Here is a 17,244-nt window from a genome sequence, read left to right on the forward strand (position 1 = left end):
GTCGCGGCTCGCGTGCCGTTCGTCTTCGGCGACTGGCCGAAGGCCGCCGACGCCGAGACGAAAGTCGTTTGCCCGCGTCGCCCGATTCGGTGAGGTATGAGCCTCGACGAACTCACGGAAGACGTGCAGGCGGCCTACGGCGACGTCGACGAGGAGCAGTCGGTCTCGCTCGATCGGGAGACACGACACGAACTGGCGATGCTCGCGGCGGCGTTCGGCACCGACGACACCGACGAACTGCTGCGGCGCGCCGTCCATCTCCTGTTCCAGACGACCGTCGACCGCGGCACGCTGGACTTCCACCTCCGACAGGGGTACGACGTCACCTACGACGAGTACCTGTCGGGGATGACGTTCGAGGAGATGACCGGTCAGGACCAGTACCCCGCGCGCGACGACGAGCGCCGCTATCAGATGTAGGCGCGGACGCTTGGAACCGGTGAACAGCCGGAACTAGCGAACGATCGGACGAGCGTTTATATACGAACGGGGGCCCAGCACCCCCGTGATCTGAGACGCACCCCGCGTCGCGCCGCGGTTGTTCGGCACGTCGGCGCGGGAGGTAGTGGCGGTGACGCGGGTGAGTGCAGGCACCCTCCGTCACCGTAAGCGGTGTGCCGACTGTTCGTCCACGCGCAACCGCAGAGCGGTGAGCTTTATTCCCCCGAGCCACCGATACCGGGTATGGACACAGACGAGGTCGAACGCCTGATCGAGGAGGGGATCCCGGACGCAGAGGCGACGGTCACGCTGCCGCGGGTCCCCGACGAGGACCACGAGGACGCCCACTTCGCCGCCGTCGTCGTCTCGCCCGCGTTCGAGGGGAAGACGCTCGTCCAGCAGCACCAACTGGTGTACGACGCCCTCGGCGACGCGATGACGACCGACATCCACGCCCTCGAGATGAAGACGTTCACGCCCGAGGAGTACGACGAGCGGTAGCGATGTCGACCGAGAAGCGATAGCGACGCCCACCGAACGGGTCCGGACCGCTTCGGCGCGCTCCCGCGACGCTAGCCGAAGTACCGCTCGAACTCCCGGACGCTCTCGTCGGTGCCGGCGACGACGAGACGGTCGCCGGCGGTGACTTCCGTCTGCGGGCCGACGTCCGTGAGGACGTCACCGTCCCGCTCGATGGCGACGACCGTCGCGCCGGCCTTCGCGCGGACGTCGGCCTCGCCGAGCGTCTGCCCGACGATCGCCGGGGCCTGCATCCGGACGACCTCGACCTGTTGGTTCAAAGAGAGCACGTCTCGGCCTTCGAGGACCCGCGAGGCGATCATCCGTCCCGTCACCGTCGCCAGCGAGAGCACGTAGTCGCCGCCGGCGCGGAACGTCTTCTGGACGCTCCCGCTCTCGTTGACGCGGGCGACGATCTCGGTTTCGGGTGCCAGATCCCGGGCCACGAGCGTCGCGAACTCCGTGGTCGTGTCGTCCGAGAGGGCGAGGACGATCGTCTGTGCGTCTTCGATCCCCGCCTCCACCAGCGTCTCCGGCTCGGTCGCGTCGCCGACGACGTCGACGTCGTCTTTCTCCACTAGATCGACCACTGTGTGGGAGATGTCGGCGTCGTCGAGCGCGCCTGTGACCGTCCGGCCGACCTCGCCGTAGCCGACGACGATCGTCTCTCCCGCGCGGAACTGTCGGAGACCGGCCTGCGTCATCGAGACGAGCGCGTCGAGTTGGTCCGAACGCCCCGAGACGAACAGCACCGTTCCAGCCGAGAGGGTCTCATTCGGCGAGAGCACGGCGTTGAACTCGCCGTGGAACCACGCGCCGATCACGTTCACGCCCGTCCGCTCTCTGATCCCGCTCTCGGCGAGGGTGCTCCCGACCAGGCGGCTCCCGTGGTAGATCGGCACCTCCGCGAGTTCGATGTCGTTTCCGACCTCGACCGACTCGTCGATCTCCGCGCGGAGCGCGGCCGTCACTTTCGCGGCGAGACTCTCTCCCAGCAGCGAGCGCGGCGATAGCACCTGATCCGCGCCCGCCAGCCGGTGATACTTCGCTCTGTCGGGCTCCTCGACGACGCTGAGAACCGAGACGTCCTCGGCCACTTCTTTCGCCGCGAGAACGATGCTCGCGTCGACCTGGTCGTCGCCGTCGGCGACGAGCGCCCGCGCTGACGACAGCCGCGCGTTCTGTAACCCCTCAGTCGACTCCGGATCCGCGCGGATCACGCGGTGGCCGTCCTCGTAGAGCGTCGCGGACTGCTCGCGGTCGGGTTCGACGATCACGTACGGCACGTCGTAGGAGTCGAGTTCGGCGGTGAGGGCGTCGACCCGCGGCGTGTACGTGCAGATCACGACGTGGTCGGACAGTGCTTCCTCGACGGCAGTCGGGATCGTCGTCGAGAAGGCGTCCTCGAGGAACGGCGTCGCCATCACCGGCAGCGCGCCGATCAACAGCGCCATCCCGACGAGGTCCATCACGATGATGAAGGCGTTCATCTGGGGGCTCGTCCACGGCGAATCGCCGCCGAATCCGGTCGTCGTGAACATCTCGACGACGACCTGCAGGGAGTGCAGGAAGGTGACCGGGTCCGACTCGTAGACCCGCATCCCCCACTGGTACCCGAGCGCCGTGAGGAGCATCACCCCGACGAGGAAGACGGCGTACCCGACGACGCGTCGTTGCCACGTGCTCACGCTTCGACGACTGTCGACGCAGTAGCTTAAACGGTCTGGCTCCCCGCGGTCGCAGCCCCGGACGTCCGGGCATCGAGCGCCGAACCGACGGGTTTTACGCGGCGGCCTCCCCTCGGTTCGGGTATGTCCGACGACGAGTACCGCATCGAGCGGGACAGCCTCGGAGAGATGCAGGTGCCGAGAGACGCCTACTGGGGCGCACAGACCCAGCGGGCCGTCGAGAACTTCCCGATCTCGGGAATCGCGTTCGGCCGTCGGTTCGTCCGGGCGCTCGGGATCGTCAAGAAGGCCGCCGCACAGGCGAACCGGGACCTGGGACTCGTCGACGACGAGGTCGCAGACGCCATCGTCGAGGCCGCAGACGAGGTCATCGCCGGCGACCACGACGAGCAGTTCCCCGTCGACGTCTTCCAGACCGGCTCGGGAACGTCCTCGAACATGAACGCCAACGAGGTCATCGCCAACCGCGCCGCCGAGATCATGGGCGAGTCGATCGGCGACCGCGTCGTCCACCCGAACGACCACGTCAACTACGGGCAGTCCTCGAACGACGTGATTCCGACCGCGATGCACGTCTCGGCGCTCGAAGCCGTCCAGAAGGATTTGATTCCGGCGCTCGAAACGCTCGCGGACTCGCTCGCGGCGAAAGAAGACGAGTTCGACGGCGTGGTCAAGACCGGACGGACGCACCTGCAGGACGCGACGCCGATCCGCCTCGGCCAGGAGTTCGGGGCCTACCGCACGCAGGTCGAGAAGGGGATCACCCGGGCGGAGAACGTCAGCGACCACCTCGGCGAACTCGCGCTCGGCGGGACGGCGGTCGGAACCGGGCTCAACACGCACCCCGAGTTCCCCGAGCGCGCGGCCGACTACATCGCTGCGGAGACCGGCCTCGACTTCCGCCCGGCCGACAGCCACTTCGAGGCGCAGGCCGCCCACGACGCGATGAGCGAAGCCCACGGCGCGCTCCGCACCGTCGCGGGTTCGCTGAACAAGATAGCGAACGACCTCCGTCTCTTGGCGTCGGGGCCGCGGAACGGCCTCGGCGAGATCGAACAGCCCGAGAACCAGCCCGGCAGTTCGATCATGCCCGGGAAGATCAACCCGGTCGTCGCCGAGGCGGTCAATCAGGTCCACAAACAGGTCGTCGGCAACGACGCCGCCGTCTCCGCGGGCGCGGCCGAGGGGCAGATCGACCTGAACCTCTACAAGCCCATCCTCGCGCACAACTTCCTCCAGTCGGCCGAACTGCTCTCGAACGCAAGCGAGGTCTTCGCCGAGCGCTTCGTCGCGAAGCTCGAAGCCAACGAGGACGTCTGCGAGGAGCAGGTCGAGCGCTCGATGGCGCTCGCGACGGCGCTGAACCCGACGATCGGCTACGACAAGGCCAGCGAGGTCGCGAAGACGGCGCTCAAAGAGGGCAAGACGGTCCGAGAGGTCGTCGTCGAGAAGGGCTATCTCACCGAGTCGGAGGCCGACGAGGTGCTCGACCCCGAGTCGATGACGCACCGCGGCATCCTCGGCGACGACTGAGGCGGTCGCGACTCGGTCGACGACCGCGGGCACCCTACGACCAGTCGAGTTCTCGGACGTACGCTTTTGCCGATGCGACCGTATGAACTCCTATGGCGGGGCCGAAGCCCGATGAACTGCTGTCCGTCGTCGACCGCTTCCCGAGGCCGCCGGACTCGGCGGCGTTCGACCGCGCCGACGACCTCCTCGACGGGACGTACGGCGCGATAGCCGACTCGTGGTACCCGGAGCTACAGCGCCGCTCCGCGGCGTACGCCGACGGCGAAGTGCTCCGGGAGACGGTGCTCGAACACGTCGAGTCGGTCCCGTCGTTCCGACTGTCTGAGGGGGCGACGCCACTGACGGAGCGGCGCGACGCTCTCGCGAGCGCGGCCGAGACGCTCGATTCGGTGGCCGCCGTCTCGACGTGGTACGCCGACCTCTGCGGGCTCCTCGCCGACTCTCGGGACGGGCTGTCCCCGCTCGAACGCCTGCTCCACGACGTCGGCTACGGGCTGGCGCACGTGCTGTTTCTCGGAGCGTCGTCGCCCGAGCAGGTGGTCCGACGGCTGCGTGTGGCGTACCGCGCGGTCGGCGTGCGGATCGAGACGACCGAAACCGAGGCCGGGACCGAACGGACGACGTTCACCTGCCCGTACCGGAACGTCGCCGCCGGAGCGTGCGGGAAACGCTGGGTGTGCCACGAGAAGCTCGATCGCGTCGACGACGGCTACGTGACGTACCTAGAAGAACGCGGCATCGACTATCAGCGGCCGCGTGGCTGCGCCGACTCCGAGCGGTGCTACTCGTCGGTCGCCCGCGACGGACCGCGGGAGTGGTGGCCGAAGACGCCGCCGGCGGCGCTCGGGGTGCAGCGGTGACCGACTCCGCCGGAGGCGACGGCCCCGCCACGACAGATCCCGAATCGATCCGGCGGATCGTCCGCGAGTACGGCGCGTGGGCACCGGTCTACGACTGGTTCGCGCGGGCGACGGCGTCGGTCGGCGGCGTCCGCGCGGGCTGTGTCGCGGCGCTGGATCTCGACCCCGGAGACACCGTCGTCGACTTCGGCTGCGGGCCCGGCGTGAACTTCCCGGCGCTCCGGGAGGCCGTCGGTCCCGACGGGCGGGTCGTCGGCGTCGACGTCACCGGACCGATGCTCGACCGGGCGCGGGCGCTCGTCGAGCGTCGCGGCTGGACGAACGTCTCCGTCGTTCGCGGCGACGCGACGCGCCCGCCGATATCGCGGGCCGACGGCGCGCTCGCCACGTTCGTCACCTCGCTGTTTCCGGACCCGTACGCGGTGGTCGCTCGCTGGTGCGACCTCGCGGACTCGGTGGTCGTCGCCAACTTCGCGCCGCACGGCGGTCGCGTTGCGAACGCCGCTCTGGGCGCGTTTGCCCGGCTGAACGCCCGGCTGTTCGATTTCGAGGTGGGCGATCCGCTCGGCCAACTCGAAGCGCGGACCGAGGCGTCCCGGCGCGCGCTCGTCGACTGCACCGACGAGGTCGCCGTCGAGGACTACGTGTTCGGGACGATCCGCGTGCAGGCCGGGCGTTCCTGAGCGCGGACGGGGACGTCTGAGCGCTGCTGAGCGCCGCACGAGTGCGATCTCGCGTTCGCCCGGGAATCGATACGTTGATGGCTCGATCCGTCGAAATCCGAGGTATGCAGGGCCTCCAGTACAGTCGCGACCGCGGTCGCGACCTCCTCGAATGCCGGCACTGCGGGGCGACGTTCCCCGAGGGAAGAGCGACGACCGACGGGTGGCACTACGCCTGCCCCGAGTGCGAGGAGGCCAGCGGGATCGGCGACGGGCTGCGGCGGCTGTAAGGTTCGCCGGGTCGCCCGCGCCGCGACCGTCGACGCGGACTGAATCATTTTTTACGCCGGGCGGCGCACGTTCCGACAATGACCGCCTACGACTACGACGACCTCGGCCTCGTCGCGGGACTGGAGATCCACCAGCAGCTCGACACCGCGACGAAGCTGTTCTGCCAGTGCCTGACAGACGCCCGCGAGCCCGAGTCGGCGACGCGTTCGTTCACCCGCTATCTCCACCCGACGAAGAGCGAACTCGGCGAACTCGACGAGGCCGCCCTCGAAGAGAGCCGCGTCGACCGGGAGTTCGAGTACCTCGCGTACGACTCGACCTGTCTCGTCGAGGAGGACGAGGAGCCCCCCCACCGACTCGACGCCGAGGCGCGCGAGGTCGTGCTGCAGATCGCCGACCTCCTCGATATGGAGCCGATCGATCAGGCGCACGTGATGCGAAAGCTCGTCATCGACGGGTCGAACACCTCCGGATTCCAGCGGACCTCGCTCATCGCCCAGGACGGCGAGATCGAGACGAGCGACGGCCCCGTCGGCGTCGAGGACCTGATGCTCGAAGAGGAGTCCGCCCAGCGGGTCGAAGAGCGCGACGACGGCGTCACGTTTTCCCTCGATCGGCTCGGCGTCCCGCTCGTCGAGATCGGCACGCGCCCGGACATCGACTCGCCCGAACAGGCCCGCGAGGCGGCGGAGACGATCGGGATGCTCCTGCGCTCGACCGGCGCGGTCAAGCGCGGCCTGGGCACCATCCGACAGGACGTGAACGTCTCGATCGCCGAGGGCGCGCGCGTCGAGATCAAGGGCGTGCAGGCGCTGGATCAGATCGACGAGATCGTCCGCCAAGAGGTGGGTCGCCAGGTCGAACTGCTCGACATCCGCGCAGAACTGCGCGAGCGCGACGCGAGCGTCGGCGACGTCGTCGACGTCTCGGGCGTGTTCGAGGGGACCGACTCCGGCGTTATCGGCGGCGCGCTCTCGGGGGGCGGCAGAGTGATCGCCGTCCCGCTGTACGGGTTCGACGGCCTCGTCGGTCGCGAGATCCAGCCCGATCGACGCCTCGGAACCGAACTGTCCGACCACGCCAAGCGCCACGGCGCGGGCGGCATCTTCCACACCGACGAACTGCCGGCCTACGGTGTGACCGAGTCGGAGGTCGAGGCCCTGCGCGAGGCGGTCGACGCGGGTGACGACGACGCGGTCGCCATCGTCGCCGACGACCCGGAGACGGCCGAACTGGCCGCCGATGCGGCCGCCGACCGCGCCCGGACGGCGCTGGAGGGAGTCCCGGAGGAGACCCGCGGCGCCAACGACGACGGCACGACACGGTACCTCCGCCCGCTGCCCGGAGCGGCGCGGATGTACCCCGAGACCGACGTCCCGCCGGTCGAACTCGATCCCTCGGAGGTCGAGACGCCCGAACTGCTGACCGAGAAGGTCGACCGCTACCAGTCCGAGTTCGACCTCGACAGCGGCCTCGCAGAGCAGGTCGCGTACGGCCGCCGGATGCCGCTGTTCGAGCGCTCCGTCGACGAGGGGGTCGACGCCACCTTCGCGGCCGGACTGCTGGAGTCGACGCTGACGGAACTCCGACGAGACGACGTCGCCGTGGAGAACCTCACCGACGAGCAGTTGCTCGCGGTGATGCACCTCGTCGAGGACGGTGAGTTGGCGAAAGAGGGCGTCGGCGACGTGCTCTCGGCGCTGGCGGCGGATCCGACGATGAGCGCCACCGAGGCCGTCGAGGAGGCCGGGCTCTCCGGAGTCTCCGAGGACGACGTGCGCGAGGCCGTCGTCGAGGTCGTCGAGCGCAACGCCGAGCAGGTGGAATCCGAGGGAATGGGAGCGTTCTCGGGACTGATGGGCGAGGCGATGGGCGCGCTGCGCGGGAAGGCGGACGGCGAAATCGTCAGCGACGTGCTCCGCGAGGAGATTCAAAAGCGGGCGTGAGCGGTCGCTTCTGCGGCTGTCTGATCCAGATTACATCTCTTGATAATTAGGTGTCAACAGTTTTCCGTAGTGGCTGAGCGGAGACTGTATGGCAGCCAGTTCGGTCGGATCTCGGGAGGGGGGATCCGGGTTGGAGCGAATCGAGCACAAGATCCGGGAGTTCGTCAGATACACGCCGAGCGGCGACACGATTCCGGACGATCGGTGGCGAAAGCGCCACCGGAACATACTCCTCGGCATCTTGGCGCACATCCCGCTGTTGTTCCTGCTGGGCATATACGAGGGTACGGAGTCGTTCACGGGCGCGCAGATCCCCGAACTCCCGCTGAGTGCCGTCGTGACTCGCGTCGGCGTCGTCGCCGCAGTCGGCCTCTTGGCCGCGTGGCCGCGGTTCAGCCGGCGCGTTCGGTCCTCCCTCGCGACGGCGGCGCTGGCGATGTCTTCGGCGGTGTTGGTCTACTTCTCCGGCGGCTACATCGAGGCGCACTTCCACTTCTTCGTCGTGATGGGCATCGTCGCGGTGTACGAAGACTGGGTCCCGTTCCTCGTCGGCATCGTCTTCGTGGCGGTGCAGCACGGGCTGTTCGGCCTGCTGATGCCCGAGATGGTGTACAACCACAACGCCGCGGTCACGAACCCCTTCGTGTGGGCGGGCATCCACGCGGTGTTCGTGTTGATGCTCGCCACCGCGCTGATGACGAACTGGTACTCGATCGAGCGCTCCCGCGAGGAGGCGCGGAAGCAACTCGCGGAGACCGAGGAGGCCGAAGCGATGAAGGCGGAGGCCGAGGCTCGGGAGCGAGAGGTCGCGCAGTTGAACGAGCACCTCGAAACGAAGGCTAACCGCTACAGCGCGGCGATGGCGCAGGCCGCGGACGGCGACCTCACCGTCAGACTGGACCCCGAGAGCGAGAGCGAGGCGATGACCGAGATAGCGGCCGCCTACAACGAGATGATCGGAGAGATGGAGTCGGCGGTCCGGGACATCCAGTCGTTCACCCGCGAGGTGACCGAGGCGAGCGAGGAGGCCGACGCCGGGGCCGGGGAAGTCAGGCGAGCCAGCGAGGAGGTGAGCGAAGCGATCCAGGAGATCTCCGGCGGCACCGACGAACAGCGGGAGATGCTCGAAGAGGTCTACGGGAAGATGACCGACCTCTCGGCGACGATCGAGGAGGTCGCCTCCTCGGCGGAGACCGTCGCCCAGACGTCTCACGAGACGGCGCGGGTCGCCGCCGAGGGCGAGGAGACCGCCGAGAGCGCGATCGCGGACGCCCGAGACGGGCAGTCGGCGATCGACTCGACGGTGGACCACGTCGAACGCCTCGACGACCAGATGGAGGAGATCGGCGAGATCGTCGAACTCATCAGCGACGTCGCCGAGCAGACGAACCTCTTGGCGCTGAACGCCAACATCGAGGCGGCGCGGGTCGGCGCGGCGGGATCCGGCGTCAACGGCGACGGGTTCGCGGTCGTCGCCGACGAGATCAAGCAGTTGGCCGAGGAGACCCAGGAGTCCGCCACCGAGATCGAGCAACTGATCGACGAGACGCAGGCGCAGACGACGACGACCGTCGAGGAGGCGCGGACGGCGGAGGAACATATGCGCGACGGCGTCGAAGCCGTCGAAGACGTGCTCGACTCGTTCTCGCGGGTCGCGGCGAACACCGACGAGACCGACAGGGGGATCCAGGAGATCAGCGAGGCGACCGACGACCAGGCGGTCAGCGCCGAGCAGGCTGTCTCGCGGGTCGAGTCCGTCGCGGAGATCAGCAAGACGACGGCGGGGGAGGCACAGAGCGTCTCCGCGGCCGCCCAAGAGCAGGCGTCCTCGCTCTCACAGGTCAGCTCGAACGTCAGAGCCGTCGCCGAGCAGGCCGAGGAACTGCAGACCCTCGTCGGCGCGTTCGAGGTGAGCGACGGCGACGTCAGAGCGGCCGATTCGGGCTCGCGGCCCCCACACGCCGACGGGGCTCCGGGATCTGACGTGGCGCTCGGCGACGACGGCCAGTTCGACTGACCGGTCGGCGCCGTTACTCGTTTCGGCTTTTCACTCGGTGCCGCGTTCTACTCGTTCCCCGTGCCGCTTCGATTGGGAGTCTCGTTCGAGATCCCGTTCGCGCCCTCGCCCGTTTCTCCGGATCCGTCGTCGACGTGGTCGCCGAACGTCCGGTCTTCCAGGAGGTCGTTCGCGCGCCTGAAGATCCCCGTGAGCGTGGTGATCTCGCGCTCGGTCGGATGCGCGCGCCCGAGGAGTCGGCGCATCATCACCGACGTCTTCTCGCGTTTGTGTTGGCGGTCGTCGATAGCGCGGTGGAACGTCTCGAAGAAGTCGTAGAAGCGGTCGATGTCGCGCTCGTCGGCGCGCTCGCGTTCGACGTTCGGTAGCTGATATTCGTCGACGGTCAGCGGTCGGAGCTCGTACAGGAGGATCGTCGCGGCCTGCCCGAGGTTCAAGACGGGGTACTCGCCGCTGGCGGGGATCGAGCACACCTCGTCGAGGCGTTTCAGCTCCTCGTTGTCGAGGCCGGTCCCCTCCCGTCCGAACACCAGCGCCGTCTCGGTGTCGACAGTCTCCAGGCTCTCTCGAACTTCGACGGGCGTCTTGAACGGGAAGCGGACGTGCTTGCGGCTGTCCTCGTTGGTGATCGCGGTCGTGCCGATCGTGTGGTACCGCTCGACGACCTCGTCGAACGTCACCTCCTCGGCGTTCGGGAGGACGTCCTCGCGGGCGTGCCCGGCGAAACCGTACGCCTCGCTGTCCCTGTCGAGTTCGGGCGGGTCGACCAGTTTCAACTCCGAGAGCCCGAAGTTCTTCATCGCGCGGGCGATCGTGCCGATGTTCCCCGGCGTCTCGGGTTCGACGACGACGACGACCGGCTTCCGGCGTCGGGGTGACGGCTCCGACACCATCTACTTCGTGGGGTACTCGCGTCCGAGGTCGACGTCGCCGAGCGAGGGTTCGTCCTCCTCGTCGTCCTCGACGGTCTTGATCTCGCCCGTGCGGAGGTCGATCCGCTTGCGCTCGCCCTCGTAGTTCTCGTTGAGCCGACGGTTCAACTCGGCCGGCTCCGGCGGCGTCGGGAGCGTGTCGGGGTCGGTGTCGACGTGATCGAGCCCGCCGTAGCCCTCCGGCGCGCGGTTGCCGTCGAGGAACCACTCGTGGAACCGATCGCGGAACGTCTCGGTCCCGGCGGCCTCGGAGCCGCCGGCCTCGCGAAACCAGTAGAGGAAGTCGGCCTCGTGCTCCGAGCAGAGGAGGACCTCCTCCATCGGCTCCCCGTAGACGATCTCGGCCTGATTGCAGCGGCGCTTCTCAGCTTCGCCGTGGATCAGGTAACACGCGTCGCAGGGCTTCTCCTGCAGATAGGTGAGTCGGATGAGTCGCTTCCGCGTCTCCTCGGGCACCGAATCCAGCGGGCGGAACTCCCCCTCGTCGGTGAACACCTCCTCCTCGTCGAACCGCCAGCCGCGGAGGCCGATGCTGACTTTGGCCATTAGCGGTCGGTAACGGGCCAGCGGATAAAAAGAGCGTGTCTCGGCCGTCGGGAGTCTCCTGTGGCGGGACCGCAGCGTCCGTGTGCGGGGGGCTCACACATCTCGAACACGCATCGTTTTGTGGTGCGGATCGCTGGTATGGGTATGAATATCGAACGGGGACTCGAACTGACGGAACTCGTCGTCGCTCACCACGAGCTGGTGACGTCTCTCCGGGAGAACACAGCTCTCACGAGCCGCCAACTCGAAGGAACGCTCGACTACTCGCGGGCGACGATCAATCGCCATCTGGCGGCCCTCCGCGAGCGAGGCCTCGTCACGACGACGAACGGAGAACACGCGCTCACCGAGTTCGGGACCATCGTTCTGCAGGAATTAGAGGAGTTCTGCCACCCGTTGGACGTCTCCGCCCGGCTTCCGAAGCTCGTCGAACAGCTCTCGCGCTGTCCGGTTCCGTTCGAGATCGGCCTCCTCGACGGGGCGACGGTGACGAGGGCGACCTCCGAGGAACCTACGGGATGCACGATCGGTACCTCGGGTTCTGGGACGATACCGACCAGGTGAAGGGCGCGCGGAGCATTAGCGCGGTTCCGCCCGACATCGTCGAGCGGATCAAACCGAAACTCCGCGGCGACGTGGCGGTCGAAAGCGTCTGGACGGCGACGGCGGCGGAACAGTACCTCAACGCGTACCCGGAGATCAAGTCCCTGTGGATCGCGGAACCGAACGCGGGGATGCTGATCTCGCCCGATCCGATTCCCGTCCAATTCGGGCTGTTCGACGACCGACTCACGTTAACCGTTCACGACGAGGAGACTGGACACCCACGCGCGTTGGTCGACACCGCCAACCCAGCGGCGCTCGAGTGGGCCCGTGATCTCTACGACTACTACGCCGCTCGATCCGAACCCCTGGACCAGTGGCTGGACGGGTCACACCAGCGGTGAGCCTCGCCCCGTGCTACGGCATCTCCGGCATCTCGAAGTCGAAGAGTCCCTCTCTGATGTGCGCGGGGGCATCGGTCCGTCCCCACGCGAGCAGTTCGCCAGTGACCGCCGGGTCTGCGAAGTCGATGTGCCGCTCATCCTCGTTCCCCCAGTCGTAGACGCTCCGGGGGAGCCAATCAGCCCGTTTCATCGCATCGAACAGTGATTCGGCGGCGGTGCCTGCGCTGATCTCCCCCGCGGTGTAGGCGTCGAGGACGGCCGAAGAACGGTCCAACAACGCGTCTTTTTCCGGGGCGAACGGCGCGTCGTCGCCGGGGCGGGTCTCCCGAAGCAACCGATCGAGTTCCGCGGGGTCGCCGGAGGAGAGGTACTTCAGGCAGTGCCGTTGGATGTAGAGGTCGGGAAACACGGATTCGACGAGGATCAACTGCGTCCAGGCGTTCCACAGGTCGAACTCGTCCATCGACGTGTAGGCGTTGCTCACGAGCAGATCGGCCGTCTCCAACTGTCGTCGGTGGAGGTCGTCGATCGGCGCGAACCGCTCCGCCGAGAAGTCACCCACCTCGAACGCCTCCAAGAGGAGCTTCGCGGACTGAAACACCGACTCGAACGTGTGGACCATTCCCTGCGAGTACAGCGGATCGACGAACCCGTAGGTGTGGTTCGTCAGCAGATGTCGATGGCCGGACGACTCGGAGGCGCTTCGTTGTAACCGACCCGTCCGAATCCACGGCATCACCGGCTCAACCGGCCCGAGGTGTCGCTCGACGTCCGGATACGCCGAGATGATCTCGTGAAACTCCTCCTCGGCGCTGAGCGACTCGTCGCGGGGACGGGTGTTTCGATCGAGCATGAGTCCCACGCTCGCTTTCGTCTCCGTCGAGCGGTCGAAGTTATCGAACGGGATGACCCACAGCCACCCTCCCTCGAACACGTGATGTAGCGTCCCGTCGTGCAGCCGATTGGTCTGCCCGGGACGGTCCTCCTCGTCGATCAGCTCGTCGAACGGCTCGAGCCCCTCGACGTGGGCGAAGATCGCCCGCGTGTCCGTTTCGAGGTCCGGCGTCTCGTCTCGGTACCCCCGCTTCTCCGCGAGGATCGAGTTGCCGCCGGTGGCGTCGACGAAGACCGCGCCGGTCGTCGTCCCCCGATCGGTGGTCACCGTCACCTCGTCATCGTCGATCTCGACGTCCGTTATCGGCGTCTCGTCGACGTACTCGACCCCGTAGCTTCCGGCGGACTCGACGAGGTAGTGATCGACGTGTTCGCGGAGGAGGTGGCTCTCCTTGTAAAACGGCATCTCGGGCGGAACCAGTTGGTGGGCGTGCTCGCCGCTGAACGGCTGCCCGCGTTCGTGGTATGCGAACCCGACCGAGTGTTTGACACCGCAGGACTCGGTGACGTTATCGACGATTCTGTTCGCGTCACTCAGGTGCTGGATCTCGGGGACGTCGAAGTACTCCCCGACGATCCACATCCACACCGCGCTCAGGGGTAACATCGCCTCGCCGATCGCGAACCGGGGGTGTTTCTTCGCCTCGATCAGCAGAACGTCGAGGTCGTTCTTCGCGAGGATCATCGAAATGGTGGATCCGGCTATTCCGCTCCCGCCGATAACCGCGTCGTAGGTGTCTCTCACGGGGTGATCGGTAGATCGTCGGGGGCGTATTGGTAATATTCTTTGAAATCAGATACTTTGAAATGAGCGGGACGCACGTCGCGCGCAGCGCTCTTTTTCCGCGCGTCGGTCGGACAGGCTCGAGGTTTCGGTACCTCGGTACCGTCCCGTTCGACCGCACCGCGGAACGTGCGGCTTTTCCTTCCCCCGCGAGAACGGAGGGGTATGGATCCGAAGCGGGAGCTCACGAGCGTCGATCTGGCCGCCCTCGTCACCGAACTGAACCGGTACGAGGGTGCGAAGGTCGACAAGGCCTACCTCTACGGCGACGACCTGCTCCGCTTCAAGATGCGCGACTTCGACCGCGGCCGCGTGGAACTGCTGCTGGAGGTCGGCGACGTCAAGCGCGCGCACCTCGCCGACCCCGAACGGGTTCCCGACGCCCCCGGCCGCCCGCCGAACTTCGCGATGATGCTCCGCAACCGCCTCTCGGGGGCGGACTTCGCGGGCGTCGAGCAGTTCGAGTTCGATCGCATCCTCGTCTTCGAGTTCGAGCGCGACGACGAGAACACGAAACTGGTCGTCGAACTGTTCGGGCAGGGCAACGTCGCCGTCCTCGACGAGGCCGGCGAGGTCGTCCAGAGCCTCGAGACGGTGCGGTTGAAGTCGCGGACCGTCGCGCCGGGATCGCAGTACGAGTTCCCCGCCTCGCGGCTCAATCCACTCACCGTGAGTTACGAGGCGTTCGCGCGGAATATGGACGACTCCGACACCGACGTCGTGCGGACGCTCGCGACGCAGTTGAACCTCGGCGGCCTCTACGCCGAGGAGCTCTGCACCCGCGCGGGAGTCGAGAAGACGACGCCGATCGAGGAGGCCGGCGACGACGAGTACCGCGCGGTCCACGGCGCGATCGAGGAGTTGCGGACGCGGCTTCGCTCCGGCGACTTCGACCCCCGCGTCTACACCGACGAGGACGGCGCGGTCGTCGACGCGACGCCGTTCCCGCTCGAAGAGCACGAACGAACGGGGCTCGACAGCGAGGCGTACGACACGTTCAACGACGCGCTCGACGAGTACTTCTTCCGGCTCGAACCCGAGGACGGCGAGGACGCGGAGGAGATCGGGAGTACGCGCCCCGACTTCGAGGCGGAGATCGAGAAGAAAAAACGGATCATCGACCAGCAGGAGGGCGCGATCGAGGGATTCGAGCAGCAGGCCGAGACCGAGCGCCGCCGCGCCGAACTGCTGTACGCGAACTACGACCTCGTCGACGACGTGCTCTCGACGGTCCGGGAGGCGCGGGCGGACGGGGTTCCGTGGGACGAGATCCGAGAGACCCTCGATGCGGGAGCAGAACGGGGAATCCCCGCCGCGGAGGCGGTCGTCGACGTCGACGGCGCGGAGGGGACCGTGACGATCGAACTCGACGGGACCGAGGTGGAGGTCGTCGTCGACACGGGCGTCGAGAAGAACGCGGATCGGCTCTACACGGAGGCCAAGCGGATCGAGGAGAAGAAGGAGGGCGCGCTGGCCGCCATCGAGAACACCCGCGAGGAACTCGAAGCGGTCAAGCGACGCCGCGAGGAGTGGGAGGCCGACGACGGGGACGAGGAAGAGGAGGAAACCGACGACGAGGAGTTCGAGGACCGCGACTGGCTGGAGATGGAGTCCATCCCGATCCGGAGCTCCGAGCAGTGGTACGAGCGGTTCCGGTGGTTCCACACCTCCGACGGCTTCCTCGTCATCGGCGGGCGGAACGCCGACCAGAACGAGGAGATCGTCACCAAGTACCTGAACAAGCACGACCTGTTCTTCCACACGCAGGCGCACGGCGGGCCGGTCACGGTCGTGAAGGCGACGGGGCCCTCCGAGCCCTCTGAGGCGGTGGAATTCCCCGAATCGACGAAGGAAGAGGCGGCGCAGTTCGCCGTCTCGTACTCCTCGATCTGGAAGCAGGGCCGCTACGCCGGCGAGGCGTATATGGTCACGCCGGACCAGGTCTCGAAGACGCCAGAATCGGGCGAGTACATCGAGAAGGGGTCGTTCGTCATCCGCGGCGACCGGACGTACTTCCGCGACGTCGCCGCCGAGATCACCGTCGGAATCCAGTGTGAGGGAGAGACGCGCGTGATCGGCGGACCGCCAGCGGCCATCGAAGACCGCGTGGCGACGTCGGTGACGGTACGGCCGGGTCGGTACGCCCAGAACGACGCCGCGAAGATGCTCTACCGGGAGTTCCGCGACCGCTTCGCGGACCAGAAGTTCCTCCGGAAGGTCGCGACCCCCGATAAGATCCAGGAGTTCCTCCCGCCGGGCGGCAGCGAGTTGGTCGACGAGTAGCGGTAGTAATCGGTACCGCTGGCGACCGGTCGGGCCGTATGGCGGACATACTCCCAGTATTCGGCATATGTTTATCTCCGATGAGGACGTATCTCTCACCCTGAGCGAATACGGCCGTCGCGGCGTCGACGACCCCGCTCGGTGAATCCCAATGATACAAGAGTCATTACAGTACCTTCGAACCGACGAGGATCGGTGGGTCAGAACCGTTCTCATCGGCGGCATCCTCAGCCTGCTGAGCGTGCTCGTCGTTCCGACGTTCCTCGTCCTCGGTTATCTGGTCCGCGTGGTCCGCGGAACGATGCACGACGACGACCGCCCGCCGGTGTTCGACGAATGGGGTGACCTCTTCGTCGACGGGCTGAAGGCGTTCGTCGTCGCGTTCGTCTACGGGCTCGTGCCCGCCGTCATCGCCACAGTCGTCGTGGGCGGAGGGATCCTCTCCTTCGCCGTCGGCGGTGGGTCGGAGTCAGGGAGCCTGATGGGCCTCGGGATGGTCGGAATCATCCTCGGAAGCCTGCTCGCGCTCGTGCTGAGCCTCCTCGCGGCGTACGTCATCCCGGCAGCCATCGCGGCCTTCGCCGAGACTGACCGGATCGGCGCGGCGTTCTCGTTCGGCGAGCTTCGCCCCGTCCTCGGCTCCGGCACGTACGCCACCGCGTGGCTCTCGGGCGTCGCGATCCTGCTCGGGGCCGGCTTGATCGCCGGCGTGCTGAACGCGGTTCCCGTCATCGGACAGATCGCCACGGCCTTCCTCGGCTTCTACGCCACGGTGTCGGCGTACTACCTGATCGGCCACGCGTGGGGCGAACTCCGCGACGTCGAGATGACCGAGCGCGACGACGCGATGGGCGAGTCGCCCGCGGTGTGAGCCCACGCACCGATTTCGTCTCGCGATTTC

At 67.3% G+C, this 17,244-nt stretch carries 16 protein-coding genes; 12 read left to right on the forward strand and 4 right to left on the reverse strand.

Translation table 11 applies throughout. The features are described from left to right. The first annotated feature begins 96 nt into the window (after window positions 1–96). Both ACP99_RS00795 and ACP99_RS00800 read left to right on the forward strand, forming a co-directional pair. Entirely contained in the window at window positions 97–420 is a 324-nt protein-coding gene (locus ACP99_RS00795; protein ID WP_049984774.1) for a hypothetical protein, read from the forward strand. A 264-nt stretch (window positions 421–684) separates the two neighbouring features. Further along, entirely contained in the window at window positions 685–942 is a 258-nt protein-coding gene (locus ACP99_RS00800) for a BolA family protein (protein ID WP_049984775.1), read from the forward strand. 71 nt (window positions 943–1,013) lie between these two features. Here ACP99_RS00800 and ACP99_RS00805 read toward each other — a convergent pair whose 3' ends face one another. After that, window positions 1,014–2,648 carry a potassium channel family protein gene (locus ACP99_RS00805; RefSeq protein WP_049984776.1) on the reverse strand — a complete coding sequence of 545 codons (1,635 nt, stop codon included), beginning with the start codon at window positions 2,646–2,648 and terminating at the stop codon, window positions 1,014–1,016. A 123-nt stretch (window positions 2,649–2,771) separates the two neighbouring features. Here ACP99_RS00805 and ACP99_RS00810 point away from each other — a divergent pair, with 123 nt between their 5' ends. The 6 genes from ACP99_RS00810 (at window position 2,772) to ACP99_RS00835 (ending at window position 9,957) form a co-directional block, all read left to right on the forward strand. Continuing rightward, window positions 2,772–4,181: a class II fumarate hydratase gene (locus ACP99_RS00810; protein ID WP_049984777.1), complete on the forward strand. Its 1,410-nt coding sequence runs from the start codon at window positions 2,772–2,774 to the stop codon at window positions 4,179–4,181. A 92-nt stretch (window positions 4,182–4,273) separates the two neighbouring features. Beyond that, complete coding sequence (locus ACP99_RS00815; RefSeq protein WP_049984778.1) at window positions 4,274–5,041, forward strand: hypothetical protein; 768 nt, start codon at window positions 4,274–4,276, stop codon at window positions 5,039–5,041. After that, on the forward strand, window positions 4,999–5,724 hold the full coding sequence (locus ACP99_RS00820) for a class I SAM-dependent methyltransferase (protein WP_049984779.1): 726 nt from the start codon (window positions 4,999–5,001) through the stop codon (window positions 5,722–5,724). Before ACP99_RS00815 ends, ACP99_RS00820 begins: the two co-directional genes overlap by 43 nt. A 104-nt stretch (window positions 5,725–5,828) precedes the next feature. After that, window positions 5,829–5,993, forward strand: a complete 165-nt coding sequence (locus ACP99_RS00825) for an HVO_2901 family zinc finger protein (protein ID WP_197052318.1) — start codon at window positions 5,829–5,831, stop codon at window positions 5,991–5,993. Window positions 5,994–6,071: 78 nt separating this feature from the next. Then, entirely contained in the window at window positions 6,072–7,940 is a 1,869-nt protein-coding gene (gene gatE / locus ACP99_RS00830; RefSeq protein ID WP_049984781.1) for a Glu-tRNA(Gln) amidotransferase subunit GatE, read from the forward strand. Window positions 7,941–8,028: 88 nt separating this feature from the next. Continuing rightward, window positions 8,029–9,957, forward strand: coding sequence for a methyl-accepting chemotaxis protein (locus tag ACP99_RS00835; protein ID WP_049984782.1), 1,929 nt, complete (start codon window positions 8,029–8,031; stop codon window positions 9,955–9,957). A 47-nt stretch (window positions 9,958–10,004) separates the two neighbouring features. Here the strand turns inward: ACP99_RS00835 and ACP99_RS00840 are convergent, their stop codons facing one another. Both ACP99_RS00840 and ACP99_RS00845 read right to left on the reverse strand, forming a co-directional pair. After that, the gene (locus tag ACP99_RS00840) at window positions 10,005–10,850 is read right to left on the reverse strand and encodes an RNA methyltransferase (RefSeq protein ID WP_081927011.1); all 846 of its coding nucleotides are present in this window, start codon (window positions 10,848–10,850) and stop codon (window positions 10,005–10,007) included. Further along, window positions 10,851–11,435, reverse strand: coding sequence for a hypothetical protein (locus tag ACP99_RS00845; protein WP_049984783.1), 585 nt, complete (start codon window positions 11,433–11,435; stop codon window positions 10,851–10,853). A 144-nt stretch (window positions 11,436–11,579) separates the two neighbouring features. Here ACP99_RS00845 and ACP99_RS00850 point away from each other — a divergent pair, with 144 nt between their 5' ends. After that, window positions 11,580–11,999 (forward strand): ArsR family transcriptional regulator, encoded by a 420-nt coding sequence (locus ACP99_RS00850; RefSeq protein WP_197052319.1) that lies wholly within the window; start codon window positions 11,580–11,582, stop codon window positions 11,997–11,999. Then, the gene (locus ACP99_RS00855) at window positions 11,954–12,382 is read left to right on the forward strand and encodes a transcriptional regulator FilR1 domain-containing protein (protein WP_049984785.1); all 429 of its coding nucleotides are present in this window, start codon (window positions 11,954–11,956) and stop codon (window positions 12,380–12,382) included. The genes ACP99_RS00850 and ACP99_RS00855 overlap by 46 nt, the downstream gene beginning before the upstream one ends. 13 nt (window positions 12,383–12,395) lie before the next feature. Here the strand turns inward: ACP99_RS00855 and ACP99_RS00860 are convergent, their stop codons facing one another. Further along, window positions 12,396–13,961, reverse strand: coding sequence for an NAD(P)/FAD-dependent oxidoreductase (locus tag ACP99_RS00860; protein WP_156105573.1), 1,566 nt, complete (start codon window positions 13,959–13,961; stop codon window positions 12,396–12,398). Window positions 13,962–14,225: 264 nt separating this feature from the next. Here ACP99_RS00860 and rqcH point away from each other — a divergent pair, with 264 nt between their 5' ends. Next, a complete protein-coding gene (gene rqcH, locus ACP99_RS00865) occupies window positions 14,226–16,343 on the forward strand; it encodes a ribosome rescue protein RqcH (RefSeq protein WP_049984786.1) in 2,118 nt (705 codons plus the stop codon). A gap of 151 nt (window positions 16,344–16,494) precedes the next feature. Next, window positions 16,495–17,214 carry a DUF4013 domain-containing protein gene (locus ACP99_RS00870; protein WP_049984787.1) on the forward strand — a complete coding sequence of 240 codons (720 nt, stop codon included), beginning with the start codon at window positions 16,495–16,497 and terminating at the stop codon, window positions 17,212–17,214. Window positions 17,215–17,244 lie beyond the last annotated feature (30 nt).

It is taken from the genome of Halobellus rufus (assembly GCF_000739575.1).
GTDB classification, from domain to species: Archaea; Halobacteriota; Halobacteria; order Halobacteriales; family Haloferacaceae; genus Haloquadratum; species Haloquadratum rufum.